This is a genomic window from Sinorhizobium terangae, assembly GCF_029714365.1.
In the GTDB taxonomy this organism is placed as follows: Bacteria; Pseudomonadota; Alphaproteobacteria; order Rhizobiales; family Rhizobiaceae; genus Sinorhizobium; species Sinorhizobium terangae.
The window spans coordinates 1830794-1844209 of record NZ_CP121660.1 but is presented as its reverse complement, the minus strand read 5'-3'; the positions used below and the strand labels follow the sequence as shown (position 1 = coordinate 1844209).

Here is a 13416-nt window from a genome sequence, read left to right as displayed (position 1 = left end):
TGCGAATGGGAGCCGCAAACCACGGCGGCCGATAAGATTTTCCTTGGAATTGCCTTATCCCGCTAAGCGTATATCGGGGGTCAGCACTCTGCCGTAAAGCTCCGCATATTGGGCGGCGCTTCGGTGCCAGGAGCAATCCGTCCTCATCCCCTGTCTGCGCAGACGTTCCCACACGCGCCGGCGCTTGAAAAGCCTGAAGGCTCGGCGGAGAGCCAGCCTCAATTCGTTCGCGTCGACGGGCGAAAACTGTATGCCGGTTGCCACTTGCGCATGCAGCGCGGCTTCGTTGGCGTCGATGATCGTCTCCGACAATCCGCCTGTACGGGCGACGATGGGTACGCAGCCATAGCGCAAAGCGTAGAGCTGTGTCAGGCCGCAAGGCTCGAAGCGCGAGGGAACGAGCATCGCGTCCGCTCCGGCGTGAATCTGATGGGCGAGTGGCTCATCGTAGCCGATCTCGACGCTGACGCTGTGCGGGAAGCGCCGCGCGGCCTCCATGAATGCGTCCTCGATCGCGGCGTCGCCCTGTCCATGCACGATCAGCTTGCCACCGCCTTTGACGATCTCGTCGACCACGCCTGCCAGGAGGTCCATGCCTTTCTGCCAAGTCAGCCGGTTGACCGCCGCGAAAACCGGTCCGGCTGTGTCCGACAGGCCGAACCGATCGAGCAGCTTTTGCCTGTTCGCCAGTCGGCGCAACGGCGCGCGGGTCGAGAAGTGATTTTCGATGTACGGGTCCGAGCAGGGATTCCATACCTCCATGTCGATGCCGTTGACGATGCCGATAACGTCGTCGTGACGCGCATTCATCACCCCCTCGAGGCCCATTCCGAAGGTCGGCGACATGATCTCGCGCGCGTAGGTGGGACTGACCACGGTGATGGCGTCGGCCGCCTGCAACCCGCCCTTCAGATAGCCGAGGTCGCCATAATATTCGAGGCCTTCGACCGAATAGGCCTCGTCCGGCAGCCCCAATTCGGTGAAGCGATGGGCAGGAAATTGACCCTGGAAGGCGAGGTTGTGAACGGTCAAGACGCGCGGAATCTCGACGCGAGAGGAGAATTTGAGGTAGACCAGACTCAGCGCCGGATGCCAGTCGTGGACGTGGATGATGTCTGGCCGCCAGTCCGCCACGCCGTGCTCGGCGATTTGTGCGGCGACGAAAGAAAAGGCCGCGAAACGCTTCCAGTTATCCGGGTAGTCGTTGCCGTGATCGTCGGCGTAGGGGCCGCCCTGCCTGTCGAAGAAGCCGGGGGCGTCGAGCACCAGGAGATCCAGACCGCCGGTCTGTCCTGCGACAAGGGTGGCGCGTTCGCCGAACAGGCGATCATATTGTGCGACCGGTAATGCCGCCGTAAGTGCCCGCATGACGCTCGGGTATCCGGGAACCAGGGAGCGCGTATGGATGCCGTGCGCCATCAGCGCCTTTGGCAGCGAGCCGGCGACATCGGCGAGGCCGCCGGTCTTTACGAGCGGGAAAATCTCAGCCGTGACGGACAGAATGTTCATCGCGTCTTTTCCGGAGATCATGTCATTGCCGGGGGTGAAGCGCAGCCGCAGTCTGCTTCCCTTCAACACAATCAAGCTACCAAAGTTCCGCCACATGTCGAGAATTTCGATGCGTGGATGCGCGGATTTGAACGAGGCGCCGCGAAGCCAGCCCAGGGTGCGGAATTCGGCCCCCGCGGGGTCTGCGACACAGCCAGGGATGGCGCAAAATTTATCCGCGGTCGTGGAACATTCCTTCGGGAATAATGTTTGATGTGTGGATCGCACGGAGCGCGTTCTCCGACCCAAAATCTGGAGGCTCCTCGGCGGTCTCTCCTATGCTGGTTCGTCTTATGAGCCTCGTCTCGACGAGGCTCCTTTTTTCGACAGTGTCCGAGGTGGAGTGGCGCCATAGCCTTTCGGTGCGCAGCAAGAAAGGAGCACGTGGATGACCTTCAGCCTGATCAGCCCAGCATTCGTAGATGGGCAACTCATCCCGCAGAAATATACGCGACTGGGCGAAAACCTCTTCCCGCCGCTGAAGTGGACGGGCACGCCCGAGGGAACGCAGAGCTTCGCCCTTATCGTCGAGGATCCGGACGCGCCGCGAGGAATGTTTCGTCACTGCGCGATCATCAACATTCCCGGCAGCTGGACGGAACTGCCGCAAGCGGTCGATACCGGACCGGAGCACGGCATAAAGTTCATCAAGAACGACTTCGGCAATGCCCGCTACGACGGACCGCAGCCGCCGGCCGGCACCGGCGTCCACCACTACTGGTTCAGGCTTGCTGCACTTGACGCCCCCAATCTTTCGATTCCGGAAGACGTCGGGGCGGAGGAAGCCTGGAAGAGGGCGCGCAAGCACTTGATCGACGAAGCCGCAATCGTCGGAACGTTCGGCCAGTAGCGCATTCGCAGGAAGACAAGCCCCGCTGTCCGTAACCGTGCGGCCGCCGTTCGGAACAATCGCGGGCGCGATGGATTAGAGGTGCAAACAAGCCACAGCGGGAGAGCTTCCAATGAGCGCTTCAAACACCACGATCGACCACGACACCATCCGCAACTGGGCCGAGGCCCGCAGCGGCCACCCGGCACGCGTCAAAGGCGCAACCGACGGCGGGCTGCTGCGCATCGATTTCGGCACACCGGAAGACACGCTGGAGGAAATTTCCTGGGATGAGTTCTTCGAGATCTTCGAGAAGAACAACCTGGCCTTTCTGCATCAGGACCTGACCGAAGACGGCCAGACCAGTCGCTTCTGCAAATTCATCCATCGCCATTGAAGCCGCAGCGTCAGCCGGTCCGACCGATCACCACGGAACCGTCGCGCCGTCGGTCAGTTTCCTCTTGATCGCAAGGAAGGAGATGCCGATGCCTATCAGCAAGGCGACGGACGCTGACAAGTTCAGGACCGAGCGGCGTCAAAAGCCAGTTGCAGACCGAGAGGACAAGCGCAAAGAAACGCGCAATAAGCTATGGGTGCGCGCCGATGAGGAAAACCTGCGCGATCGGGAGTCACTCCTTTGGCGCGGAATCTGGATGACTGTGTTCTAAGGCTATTTGCTTTTATGCATGTCGTTGCCGAAAACCGCTGCGCCTCTTGGGCGACATGCATTAGGCAGCCTCTCCCCGGTCGCGTCGACCCACGCATCGGAGCTTTAAGTAACCGTTTGCCCTACTCGGCAGCGATCGATCGCTCGATTTCCTGCAGGCGCGATTTCAGACGCTGGATTTCGTCCCGCTTCTCCGCAACCACATCCTTCGCCGTCTCCAGCCTGTCGGCACCCGGAACTGTTCCAACTGCCGTGTGGGCCTCCGTGGCGATCGCATCGATCTCGGTTTCGAGCTCGGCAATGCGCCCGCGCATCTCCTCGAGCTGGCGGCGGACGCTTCGATCGGGATTGCTGCGAGAACCCGCGCCCAAGGCATCGATCGGCTCATCAACGCCGGGATGGTCGAGCGGGCGAGCATGGATCGCACGCGATCCTTGATTTCCGCGTTTGGTCATTGGCTTGATCTCCCGTAGGGCACAAAACTCCTGATCGCGGCGTATGTTCCGCACAGATTTTCGAGACCGTGGACTTTTCGTCGGGCGGCTGGAACTTCTGCCCGCAACGGCCGTTCTTGCTGAAGCTGAACGAGGGAGGGCTTGATGCAATCGGAGGAAAACCTGCAGCTTCATTTCGATCTCCTGAGCCACCGGGCGTTGCTCTCATGCGGCGGCCACGACTACGTGCTGCCGGACTGCTATCCGACCAGGGAAATGGCCCAAATCGCCGCGCAGAAATTCGCATGGGAAACGCTCGGGCTGAAGGACCGTGCCCATGAATGCGCCCAGGCCTCGGATCTTCCGGTCTGGCTGCGCTAGAGCAATTCCAGGAAAAGTGCGGAACGGTTCTCCGTCCGGAATTGCGTAGTTTCAATGAGTTAGATCATTTCACTGTTTCAATGAAACAATGAAACGATCCAAACGTCAGATGTGGACCAGCCGATGAGGTGGAGACTTCTTTCAAGAGAGACATCAGAGGAGATATACCTCCTCGTACTCGACCCTGGGGAGGAAGCCTTCACCGCCATTTCGGAGTTCGCTGCAGCGCAGAAGGTCACTGCAGCTTCGCTGATGGCGATCGGCGCATTCGAGAGAGCAGTCGTTGGCTGGTACGATCTCGAAAAGCGAGACTATCGCCGCATCCTGATCGATGAACAATGCGAAGTGTTGAGCCTCATCGGCGACATTGCGCTCGGCGAGGATGGCAAACGCAGTCTGCATGCCCACGCGGTGCTCGGCCTTAGCGACGGGACGACGCGCGGCGGGCATTTTCTTGAAGGAATCGTCAAGCCGACCCTCGAAGTGACCTTGTCCGAAACGCCCGCGCATCTCCGGCGGAAGCATCATTCCGATCTTGGAATTGCCTTGATTGATATCTGATCCCGCTCAATGCGCCGCGCGCTGCCAGAGCGTCACCACCGGACCATCCGTGCCGAAGACCGGATCGAACTGGGGCAGCGGCACCGAGGCGATCGCCTGGCGATCCGCATTGCTCACCGGTCCGCGCTGAATGTCGGCGTGTTGCCCGGGAGGATAGCCGCCGATGACCAGGAAGTCGGCGCTCGCGGCAATACGACAGTGACCCGTGCCGGCGGGCAGCACGAGGACATCTCCCGCCATGACTTCCAGCTCCTTGCCCGCCGGCCCGCCGATCAGGAGGCGCGCCTTGCCTCTCGCAACGGCCAGGACCTCGTGGGCGCGCGTATGATAGTGCTGGAAGTCGAAAACGCCGTCTCGCCACACGCCCCTCCAGCCATTGGCGTGGAACCTGTCTTCGATGCGTGTCGCACCGTCTCCGCTGACGTCGACAGCGGCGTGATAGACGAGAACAGGCAGGTGCGGGTTGTTCGGTATGCCCTCGCTTTCGGCAAACATCAGATCATCGACGTGCATTAGCTCTCTCCCGGAACGATTTCCGTCCGCTCCCGTTGGAGATAGGTCACCAAGGAGAAACGGCTATGAGCAACGAGAGCAAGAAGAAGAAATGGTCGCAGGACGTGACCGAGAACAGCGACGCGCTCGATCTCGAGCAGGGCATATTCAAGTCGAAGGACCCGGCGAAGATTGCCCATTCTCTGAAGCGGTCGGCCGAGACCAGCGATCGGCGCAAGTCGAGTCCGTTCCGCTCTGCCATGTCGATGCTGACGTTCTATATTAACAGGGCGGGCGCGGGCCTGAGTAAAAAGCAGAGGCACGTCCTCGAAGAGGCGAAGGTCGAGTTGCGGAAAGATTTCGGGCGCCAGCCCAAGTGAGGGATCGTTCAATGGCTTACAAGCTTTATTACTGGGACGGGATCCCCGGGCGCGGCGAATTCGTTCGCCTCGCGCTTGAGGAGGCCGGAGCGGACTATGTGGACGTCGCCCGCGAGCCGGACGGGCAGGAGGGGGGCACGACGGCGATGCTGAAGCTGTTGATGGACGGCGAGGGAGCGGCGATCCCCTTTGCGCCGCCGTTCCTGAAAGACGGCGACCTTCTCATTTCCCACGTCGCCAATATCCTGTTCTATCTCGGTCCCAAGCTCGGCCTGGCGCCTGAGGAAGAGGACCTCCGTTTCGTCGCCAACGGGTTGCAACTGACGATCACCGATTTCGTCACTGAGATCCACGACACGCACCACCCGATCGGCGTCTCCCTCTACTATGAGGACCAGAAGCCGGAAGCGTTGCGGCGATCGTCCGACTTCCTGTCGGAGCGCCTTCCGAAGTTCCTGGGCTATTTCGAACGGGTCCTGCGCCAGAATGCGAAGGGAGCAGGACATATCGTCGGCGACCGGTTGAGCTATGTCGATCTTTCGCTCTTCCAGCTCGTCGAAGGGCTTCGCTACGCCTTTCCGAAAGCGATGCGCAGCTATGAGGCGAACATCCCGCGCTTGATTGCCCTCCACGACGCGGTCGCCATGCGGCCGAATATCCGCAACTACCTCGCTTCGGAACGACGGCTTTCCTTCAATGAGGCGGGAATTTTCCGGCACTATCCGGAGCTTGACCAGCATTCATGAACGGCGTTGCCCGCGTGCACTGTGATCCGCTTCAAAGGCGGCGACCTTTGCCAGGTCCTTGACAAAACGCGCACGTTCGCTTGCCGCGTCGCCCCCGTCCCGGATCCTGAGAAGATAGGATGGATGGATTGTCACAAGGACCGGATAGCCGGCCGGCGTGTCGATCAGATCGCCACGATTCTTGGTAACGGCGACGCTCCGACCAAGAAGCGTCATTACCGCCGTAGCGCCGAGCGCAACGACGAGGTCGGGACGAAGCTGTTCCAGCTCGGCACCCAACCACCAGGAGCAACGCTGGATCTCGCCCGCATTCGGCCGTGAGTGCAGGCGCCGCTTGCCGCGCTGCTCGAACTTGAAGTGCTTGACCGCATTGGTCAGATAGCAGCTCGAGCGATCGACACCGGCTTCGTGCAGGCATTCGTCGAGAACCCGGCCGGCCGGCCCGACGAACGGATGTCCCGCCAAGTCCTCTCGATCACCGGGCTGTTCGCCGACCAGAACAATGCGGGCGTCGACCGGGCCCTCGCCGAAGACGAGCTGTGTCGCGTTCTTGTAGAGGTCGCACCGTTCGCAGCTTTCCGCTTGTCTTCGCAAGGCCGCGATGGAGCGCGCATCCGCATGCTCGCCGGAAAGGGCTGGACCCGTTTTTGCTGCCACTCGCGACATCTGTTGTCGAGCCTTGTTCCTCGCTTCCATGCACGCCTGCCGCCGCGGCTGCGTCGACGTTCTAACCGCAAGGTCGGAATCATGTTCCGTTAAGGCGGTGCAACGGCGGCAACGATGCCCGGTCCCGGCAGTTCACCCGCCGTGAGAGAGCAATCACCCGCTGCCATGGTCGTGAAGATCGGCGCTCCGCTGTATGCGGGAACGGGCCTTGCCTGGTCGGTGAGATTGATCCGCAGCGCGAGAACGGCGCTTCCGAACAGCCAGTCGACCGCGACGAGTCCGTCGCCGGTCGGAAGTATACGGTGGTCGGGTACGCCGGGCTGCTTGAGCAGCGGCGCGATGTGCCGCTGGCGGATGTCGGCAAGCTCGCGGATGAAGGCAAGGTGCCGTCTGCCCGCTGGACTTTCCGCGCGATCCCAACGCAATTTCGATGCGGCGAACGTCCGCGGATCGAGCGGATCAGGCAAATCCGCTATGGTCTTGCCGCGCGGCATGCCGCCGAAATTCTCGGCCTCCCCCTGGCGTCCTGAGCGAACGGCCTCGGCGATCTCGCCCTCGTAGTCCGCGAAGAAGCAAAACGGCTGGGTCTCGCCATATTCCTCGCCCATGAAGAGCAGCGGAACCTGCGGAACGAGCATCAGCGTCGCGGTCAGGACCCGCATCAGATCCTCTCCGACGAGCGAGATGAGGCGTTCGCCGAAGGCACGGTTTCCGATCTGATCATGGTTCTGCAGGAAGTTGACACGGGCCTCAGGCGGCAGCCGGTCGCCCGTCCAGTGCGACGAAATCTCCGTTCCCTTGGCGGGTAGAGCGAAGCCTTCGGCCATGGCCTCGCGAATTTTCCGCCAAGTCTCCGCGGCAAAGGGTTTGTAGTGACCTTTCGTCTCTCCCGTGGCCACCACATGCAGCGCGTTATGCAGATCGTCGTTCCACGAGGCGGTGAAAAGTTCTGCAATCCCTTCCGGTCCTCGCCCCACAAGGCTCCTGCGGCGATGAGCGTCTTCGACGACGAGATGGACATGGCGTTCAGGAAATGTCTCGCGTATCTCGCGCGCCATCTCGACGAGGATGTGTGGCTTGCGGCTATCTCGGATCTGCTCGGTCGCGTCTATGCGCAGCCCGTCGAAGCGGAAATCGCCCAGCCAACAGAGCGCATTCTCGATGAAAAAGCGTCGGACGGGTTCCTGCTCGAAGGCAATCGAGGCTCCCCACGGAGTCGCGCTGTCTTTGTTGAAGAAGTCGGCCGCATAGCGCGGCAAGGCATTTTCTTCCGGGCCGAAGTGATTGTAGACGACGTCGAGCAGAACCATGAGACCCAGTGAATGGGCCCGATCGACGAGGGCCTTGAACTCATCCGGCGTCCCATAAGCATGGTGGGGCGCAAAGTGCAGCACGCCGTCGTAGCCCCAGCCCCGCATGCCGGGCGCTTCCGCAACGGGCATGATCTCGATCGCGGTGATGCCGGCATCGGCAAGATGGGCAAGGCGTTCGCCCGCCGCGCGGAACGTACCCTCCGGTGTGAAGGTGCCGATGTGCAGTTCTGAGATGATTGCTTCTTCCCACGGCCGGCCGCGCCACGAGGTTTCCTTCCAATCATATGCCGCCTGATCGACGAGGATCGAGGGACCGGAAGGTCCATTCTGCTGGGCCGAGGATGCCGGATCGGCAACCAGCGATCCGTCCGACAGCTGAAAACAGTACAGGTCTCCCGCACGCGCTGTCAGCGAATGCTCGAACCATCCGTCGTCGAGCGCCTTCATCTCATGCGCGGTCCCGTTGAGGATGAGGCGGACGGCTCGTTCATCGGGCGCCCACAACCTGAAGTATCCGGCATCCGCCGAAATCAAACTGGCGCCCCAGGTTCTTCTGAAAAGTCCTGGCGATTGCTGTTGCTGCATCGGCATGATCCTTTGATGAATGAAAGGAAACTGGCCGGCTCCGGCGAAAGTTCCACAGCCTGTCGCAGGGCGAAAGGCGTCTGGTAGGAACAATTTCTTGTCTTCCGCGTTGCACCATCGCCTCGAGCGGGCGCGGGTGGTAACGGCGATGAACGTCACTTTTTCCGAACTTAATTTCCTGAAGCCGGAACTCGGTGCCGAGTACACAGGCGAGGGTACGCATTTCGCGGTCTTTTCGGCCCATGCCGAGATGATCGAACTTTGCCTGTTCTCGGAGGATGGCAGCAGGGAAACGGCGCGCCTGCCCTTGCCGAAGCGTGAAGGTGATGTCTGGTCGGGCTATATCGAAGGCATCGGGCCGGGGACGCTCTACGGCTACCGTGCGCACGGGCCCTACGACCCGCACAGCGGACACCGATTCAATCCGAACAAATTGCTGCTCGACCCCTATGCCAAGCAAGTCGCCGGCACATTTGTCTGGGACGACGCACTGTTCGGATATACGATCGACGGCACCGGCAACGACCTTTCCTTCGATGAGCGCGACAGCGCGCCTCTCATGGTCAAGGGCGTCATCCAGGATCCGGCTTTCGACTGGGCCGGTGAGGAGGCGATCCGCCGCCCCTGGACGGACACGATCATCTACGAGACCCATGTTCGCGGCATGACCATGACGCACCCGGCAGTGCCGGAAGACCTGCGCGGCACGTTCCTCGGCATGGCAAGCGATCCGATCATCGACCATTTGACGAAACTCGGCGTGACCGCCATCGAACTCCTGCCGGTGCAGTATTTCCTCGACGACCGCCATCTGCTCGAGCGCGGCCTCAGGAACTACTGGGGATATCAGACCCTCGGCTTCTTCGCGCCACAGACGCGTTACATGAAGAGCAACCGCATCACCGAGTTCAAGACGATGGTGAAGCGGTTTCATGCCGCCGGCATCGAAGTCCTGATGGATGTCGTCTACAACCACACGGCCGAGGGCTCGGAGCATGGTCCGACCTTGAGTTTTCGCGGCCTCGACAATCTCAGCTACTACCGGCCATCTCCGGAAAACCCGCGTCACACCTTCGACATGACCGGCACCGGCAACACGCTCAACGTCGCCCATCCGATGGTGCTGCGCATGGTGCTCGACAGTCTTCGCTACTGGGTGCAGGTGATGCATATCGACGGCTTCCGCTTCGATCTCGCGAGCGCGCTCGGCCGTGAGGACATGGAATTCGATCGGGAAGGCGGCTTCTTCGACGCGATCAGGCAGGACCCGATCCTCGCCGGCGTCAAGCTCATCGCGGAGCCTTGGGATATCGGCGACGGCGGCTACCAACTCGGCGGCTTCCCGCATCCGTTCCGCGAATGGAACGATCGGTTCCGGGACGATGTCCGGCGGTTCTGGAAGGGGGACGACGGTATCGTGCCGGTGCTTGCCGAGCGTATCGCGGGCTCGCCCGTACAATTCAATCACTCCGACCGTGGTGCGACCGCGTCGATCAACCTGATCAGCGCACACGACGGCTTCACGCTGATGGATACGGTTTCCTACAACGACAGGCACAATGAAGCCAATGGCGAGGACAATCGCGACGGACACGCCGAAAATCATTCCGACAACATGGGTGCCGAAGGTGCCACCGATGACGAGCGGATCAACAGTGCGCGCGCACGCCGGCGCAGCGCAATGTTTACCACCCTGATGGTCAGCCAGGGGGTGCCGATGATCCTTGGCGGCGACGAATTCGGAAACAGCCAAGGCGGCAACAACAACGTCTATTGCCAGGACAACGAGATCGGTTGGGTTGATTGGGCTTCCGGAGACGAAGCCTTCCTGGCCTTCTGCCGAAAGATGGTGGAGTTCCGAAAGGAGAATCCATCGCTCCGCCAGGAACGGTTTCTCAACGGCGAACCGGGCGAGGGCGGTCACCTCGAAATCGCCTGGTACAAGGCCGACGGCCGCCCGATGGACGAAGAAGCGTGGCATGATGAAACGTTGCGTATCGTCGGCGTCTACTTCAGCCGCAACGGCGTCGCGGACACGACGCCAGCCAACGGCATTTTCCTGGTCTTGAATGCCGGCGCCGATTGCGAGATCTCGCTTCCCCGCGTGAATGAAACGGAGCGATGGCAGCGCGTGCTCGATACGGCCAGTTTCGATGCGGCAAGTGACGAGCCCGGCCCTCGCGCGGCGCAAGACCATGAGGTTGTCGCAGGACAAAGCGTCACCGTCTTCCTTCCGGGGGACCATGGCTAGCAACGGTGAGCCCGCGCTCGAGGAAAACGGGCTCGTCTACGTGAGCGACACGGAGCCGGGCATCAGGCGACAGCGCAAAGGTCGGGGCTTCGTCTACCGTCTGCCGGACGGTTCGGTACTTTGCGACCCCGTGGTGAAAGCGCGCATATCGTCCCTGGGCCTGCCCCCCGCCTATGAGAACGTCTGGATCTGCCTGGATGAGAGCGGACATCTCCAGGCGACGGGCTACGACGCGCGCGGTCGAAAGCAGTATCGCTATCACGAGAAATGGCAAGCGCTCAGAAGTGGCGACAAGTTCGGACAGCTTCCGATGTTCGGAAAGGTGCTGCCGAGGATCCGCCGCACGATCCGGCGCCACATGCAGGGTGCTCCTGAAGACAGCCGCACGGTTCTCGCGGCGCTCGTGGCGCTCCTCGACGAAGCGCACCTGCGTGTCGGTAGCCCGGCCTATGTCGAGGCCAATGCGAGCTACGGCGCGACAACCTTGCTCAAGCGCCACCTCAAGCTTTCGGATGGCTGCATCCAACTGAGCTTCATTAGCAAAGGCGGCAAGCGGGTGAGGCGCAGACTGCGTCATCCAAGATTGCAGCGGTTGCTCGAAGAGATTGCGGACTTGCCGGGGCGGCAGCTTTTTGTCTGGAAGGACGACAATGACACTGTGCGGCCGATCGATTCGGGGCGTCTCAATCGCTACCTCGCAGAGATATCAGGAGCGCCGATTTCCGCAAAAACGTTCCGGACCTGGGCCGGGAGCGTTGCGGCCTTTACGGTTGCGCGCGCGGCCGTCGGGAGGGGAGAGCGGCCGACCGTGAAGAAGATGAGCGAGGCAGCCGCATCCGTTCTGCACAACACCCCGGCGATCGCGCGCACAAGCTATATCCATCCGGAGATCATTGCACTCGCTCGCGACACCTCCGTTTCGGCCAGAACGCTCGACGCGCGCGGCCGCGCGAACAAAGAATTGCGCGCCGAAGAGGCGCGCATGCTCAGTTTTCTGGTGCGCGCCGAACGAATGAGGCGTCGGAAGCTCTCCGAAGACTGAACGGCGAGTTCTGCGGCAAACTGGACCTCCGCAGAGCCATTTGGCCGTAATCAGTCTGCCGGTCGGCTAAGTTATCGTCCCTGTCGATGTCCCAGCCGACGGCTGCACCCGAATATTGTTTTGCACGTGCGTGACGCCCGAGACGTCGTCGGCGCAATCTTCAGCGCGGCGTTTGGCCCACTTCGAGTCGACGAAACCGCTGAGTTGCACCTCTCCATTCAAGACGGAGACCTCAATGTTGGAGGCATCAAGAGCGCCATCGTCGCTCAGCCGGTCGCTCACGTCCTCTTGGATACGGGTGTCAGGGCGGGTGTATCCCTTGGGGCCCTTGCCGCGATGCTGATCCATCTCGCGTCGCCGCTCCGCCTCCTCGTCGCCGAACCAGGAGGCGACTTCGTCGCTTGCTCGATCGATAAAACCGCGTTGCCGCCTGCCTTCCCACGGCGCCTCGTGGCTACGGTACGGGCGTTGACCGCGATAACCATAGCCGGAGCCGTAGTAGTCGCCGAATGCCCTTTCGCGATTCCACCGATCATAGTCTTCTTCCATACCGCGATAGCGGCCCGCGTAGCGCGTTTCGGGGTTCGGGAAATACATGGAATTTTCGTAGTCAGCGCCTCGCGGGGCCTCGCCAAAGCGTTCACGTGCACGCCGCCACTCCCGTTCGTAGTCATAGGGTGCGCCATAGCGATCCCGCTCGCTTTCGCGGAACCGGCTAAAATCTTCACGGGACCGGTCAGATTCCCTTTTTCTCGCCATTGGCTCCTCCTTGCATTCCATTCTTGTGTCAACGCCATTCCAACCGCCCAGCCGCGGATCGGTTCCGGCGGACGAAGGCCTGTCAGCCTGCGGCACGCACTGTGTCTGGAACATTCGTGGGCGAGCGGGATTTCAAATGGAACCCGGGAACGCGCAACGCACCACGCACTCGGGACCGTATTGCATTCAGGAGTGGAGAGAAAAATGCCGAACCCGCGCGAACCAGAGCCAAAACCGCCTACACCCAAGCCACCGCCACCCTGGGACCCCGAGCCGCCGATCGAAGAGCCGGATCCCGAGCGACTTCCGGATGAAGTGCCAGTCCCCAATCCGGACGAAAGTCCGGAGCCTCCCAGACACTTTTGACCGCGTTTCAGCCGGCGGAACAATTGAGCGGTCGCGCCGTTTGGATTTTGCCATCGAAGGAATTCATCGGTGAGGAAGGGACATGGACAACGACACGGAAGAGCTTATCCGGCGCAGAGCCTATGCGATCTGGGAGCAGGAAGGTCGCCCTGAAGGCCAGGATCGCAGGCACTGGGAGCAGGCATCACGAGAGATGCAGAGGGAAGAAAACCAGTCGAGGAGCGGCGAGAAGGAGGATCTCGAAACGGAAGGAACGACGCACGCAACTTCAACGCCGACGTCACCACCCTCCGAGAGCAAATCCCCAAAGGCCGGCTCGGCGGGGCAGTGAGACTTGTGAGAGCGGCTGGCGGATGCCGGTCGGTCACAGTTTCGCATCAAAAACTAAGGAGCAAG

The 13416-nt window shown here is 61.3% G+C and carries 16 protein-coding genes; 10 read left to right on the top strand and 6 right to left on the bottom strand.

Translation table 11 applies throughout. The features are described 5' to 3' along the window. Positions 1 to 54 precede the first annotated feature (54 nt). Complete coding sequence (gene glgA, locus QA637_RS27320) at positions 55 to 1509, bottom strand: glycogen synthase GlgA (protein WP_283065892.1); 1455 nt, start codon at positions 1507 to 1509, stop codon at positions 55 to 57. 427 nt (positions 1510 to 1936) lie between these two features. Here glgA and QA637_RS27315 point away from each other — a divergent pair, with 427 nt between their 5' ends. The 3 genes from QA637_RS27315 to QA637_RS27305 all read left to right on the top strand — a co-directional run bounded on the left by QA637_RS27315 (position 1937) and on the right by QA637_RS27305 (position 3045). Then, positions 1937 to 2398 carry a YbhB/YbcL family Raf kinase inhibitor-like protein gene (locus tag QA637_RS27315; protein WP_153440312.1) on the top strand — a complete coding sequence of 154 codons (462 nt, stop codon included), beginning with the start codon at positions 1937 to 1939 and terminating at the stop codon, positions 2396 to 2398. A gap of 112 nt (positions 2399 to 2510) precedes the next feature. Continuing rightward, the gene (locus QA637_RS27310) at positions 2511 to 2774 is read left to right on the top strand and encodes a hypothetical protein (protein ID WP_153440311.1); all 264 of its coding nucleotides are present in this window, start codon (positions 2511 to 2513) and stop codon (positions 2772 to 2774) included. Between the two features lie 88 nt (positions 2775 to 2862). Next, entirely contained in the window at positions 2863 to 3045 is a 183-nt protein-coding gene (locus tag QA637_RS27305; RefSeq protein WP_283065891.1) for a hypothetical protein, read from the top strand. A 121-nt stretch (positions 3046 to 3166) separates the two neighbouring features. Here QA637_RS27305 and QA637_RS27300 read toward each other — a convergent pair whose 3' ends face one another. Further along, a complete protein-coding gene (locus QA637_RS27300) occupies positions 3167 to 3499 on the bottom strand; it encodes a hypothetical protein (RefSeq protein WP_153440309.1) in 333 nt (110 codons plus the stop codon). Positions 3500 to 3643: 144 nt separating this feature from the next. Between QA637_RS27300 and QA637_RS27295 the strand changes: the two genes are divergently transcribed. Both QA637_RS27295 and QA637_RS27290 read left to right on the top strand, forming a co-directional pair. Continuing rightward, entirely contained in the window at positions 3644 to 3859 is a 216-nt protein-coding gene (locus tag QA637_RS27295; protein ID WP_283065889.1) for a hypothetical protein, read from the top strand. A 123-nt stretch (positions 3860 to 3982) separates the two neighbouring features. Continuing rightward, a complete protein-coding gene (locus tag QA637_RS27290) occupies positions 3983 to 4420 on the top strand; it encodes a PPC domain-containing DNA-binding protein (protein ID WP_283065887.1) in 438 nt (145 codons plus the stop codon). A 6-nt stretch (positions 4421 to 4426) separates the two neighbouring features. Here the strand turns inward: QA637_RS27290 and QA637_RS27285 are convergent, their stop codons facing one another. Further along, positions 4427 to 4933, bottom strand: coding sequence for a cupin domain-containing protein (locus QA637_RS27285; RefSeq protein ID WP_153440306.1), 507 nt, complete (start codon positions 4931 to 4933; stop codon positions 4427 to 4429). 65 nt (positions 4934 to 4998) lie between these two features. Between QA637_RS27285 and QA637_RS27280 the strand changes: the two genes are divergently transcribed. After that, entirely contained in the window at positions 4999 to 5292 is a 294-nt protein-coding gene (locus QA637_RS27280) for a DUF3175 domain-containing protein (protein WP_153440305.1), read from the top strand. Between the two features lie 11 nt (positions 5293 to 5303). Further along, the gene (locus tag QA637_RS27275) at positions 5304 to 6038 is read left to right on the top strand and encodes a glutathione S-transferase (RefSeq protein WP_283065884.1); all 735 of its coding nucleotides are present in this window, start codon (positions 5304 to 5306) and stop codon (positions 6036 to 6038) included. On the opposite strand, the gene QA637_RS27270 is transcribed toward QA637_RS27275, so the two are convergent. Next, positions 6033 to 6704: a UdgX family uracil-DNA binding protein gene (locus QA637_RS27270; RefSeq protein ID WP_428843175.1), complete on the bottom strand. Its 672-nt coding sequence runs from the start codon at positions 6702 to 6704 to the stop codon at positions 6033 to 6035. The two genes, QA637_RS27275 and QA637_RS27270, sit on opposite strands and share 6 nt — an antisense overlap. Positions 6705 to 6793: 89 nt before the next feature. Further along, complete coding sequence (gene treZ / locus QA637_RS27265) at positions 6794 to 8602, bottom strand: malto-oligosyltrehalose trehalohydrolase (RefSeq protein ID WP_283065880.1); 1809 nt, start codon at positions 8600 to 8602, stop codon at positions 6794 to 6796. A 148-nt stretch (positions 8603 to 8750) separates the two neighbouring features. Here treZ and glgX point away from each other — a divergent pair, with 148 nt between their 5' ends. Next, entirely contained in the window at positions 8751 to 10853 is a 2103-nt protein-coding gene (gene glgX / locus QA637_RS27260) for a glycogen debranching protein GlgX (RefSeq protein WP_283067366.1), read from the top strand. After that, on the top strand, positions 10846 to 11895 hold the full coding sequence (locus QA637_RS27255) for a DNA topoisomerase IB (RefSeq protein ID WP_283065878.1): 1050 nt from the start codon (positions 10846 to 10848) through the stop codon (positions 11893 to 11895). The genes glgX and QA637_RS27255 overlap by 8 nt, the downstream gene beginning before the upstream one ends. A gap of 66 nt (positions 11896 to 11961) precedes the next feature. Here QA637_RS27255 and QA637_RS27250 read toward each other — a convergent pair whose 3' ends face one another. Further along, positions 11962 to 12654 carry a BON domain-containing protein gene (locus tag QA637_RS27250; protein WP_153440300.1) on the bottom strand — a complete coding sequence of 231 codons (693 nt, stop codon included), beginning with the start codon at positions 12652 to 12654 and terminating at the stop codon, positions 11962 to 11964. A gap of 448 nt (positions 12655 to 13102) precedes the next feature. On the opposite strand from QA637_RS27250, the gene QA637_RS27245 reads away from it, so the two are divergent. Further along, the gene (locus QA637_RS27245) at positions 13103 to 13351 is read left to right on the top strand and encodes a DUF2934 domain-containing protein (protein ID WP_153440299.1); all 249 of its coding nucleotides are present in this window, start codon (positions 13103 to 13105) and stop codon (positions 13349 to 13351) included. The last annotated feature ends 65 nt before the right edge of the window (positions 13352 to 13416 follow it).

Coding starts and splice junctions, on each gene's coding strand:
- glgA (WP_283065892.1), bottom strand. CDS start 1,509: ATGAACATTCTGTCCGTCACGGCTGAGATTTTCCCGCTCGTAAAGACC.
- QA637_RS27315 (WP_153440312.1), top strand. CDS start 1,937: ATGACCTTCAGCCTGATCAGCCCAGCATTCGTAGATGGGCAACTCATC.
- QA637_RS27310 (WP_153440311.1), top strand. CDS start 2,511: ATGAGCGCTTCAAACACCACGATCGACCACGACACCATCCGCAACTGG.
- QA637_RS27305 (WP_283065891.1), top strand. CDS start 2,863: ATGCCTATCAGCAAGGCGACGGACGCTGACAAGTTCAGGACCGAGCGG.
- QA637_RS27300 (WP_153440309.1), bottom strand. CDS start 3,499: ATGACCAAACGCGGAAATCAAGGATCGCGTGCGATCCATGCTCGCCCG.
- QA637_RS27295 (WP_283065889.1), top strand. CDS start 3,644: ATGCAATCGGAGGAAAACCTGCAGCTTCATTTCGATCTCCTGAGCCAC.
- QA637_RS27290 (WP_283065887.1), top strand. CDS start 3,983: ATGAGGTGGAGACTTCTTTCAAGAGAGACATCAGAGGAGATATACCTC.
- QA637_RS27285 (WP_153440306.1), bottom strand. CDS start 4,933: ATGCACGTCGATGATCTGATGTTTGCCGAAAGCGAGGGCATACCGAAC.
- QA637_RS27280 (WP_153440305.1), top strand. CDS start 4,999: ATGAGCAACGAGAGCAAGAAGAAGAAATGGTCGCAGGACGTGACCGAG.
- QA637_RS27275 (WP_283065884.1), top strand. CDS start 5,304: ATGGCTTACAAGCTTTATTACTGGGACGGGATCCCCGGGCGCGGCGAA.
- QA637_RS27270 (WP_428843175.1), bottom strand. CDS start 6,704: ATGTCGCGAGTGGCAGCAAAAACGGGTCCAGCCCTTTCCGGCGAGCAT.
- treZ (WP_283065880.1), bottom strand. CDS start 8,602: ATGCAGCAACAGCAATCGCCAGGACTTTTCAGAAGAACCTGGGGCGCC.
- glgX (WP_283067366.1), top strand. CDS start 8,751: ATGAACGTCACTTTTTCCGAACTTAATTTCCTGAAGCCGGAACTCGGT.
- QA637_RS27255 (WP_283065878.1), top strand. CDS start 10,846: ATGGCTAGCAACGGTGAGCCCGCGCTCGAGGAAAACGGGCTCGTCTAC.
- QA637_RS27250 (WP_153440300.1), bottom strand. CDS start 12,654: ATGGCGAGAAAAAGGGAATCTGACCGGTCCCGTGAAGATTTTAGCCGG.
- QA637_RS27245 (WP_153440299.1), top strand. CDS start 13,103: ATGGACAACGACACGGAAGAGCTTATCCGGCGCAGAGCCTATGCGATC.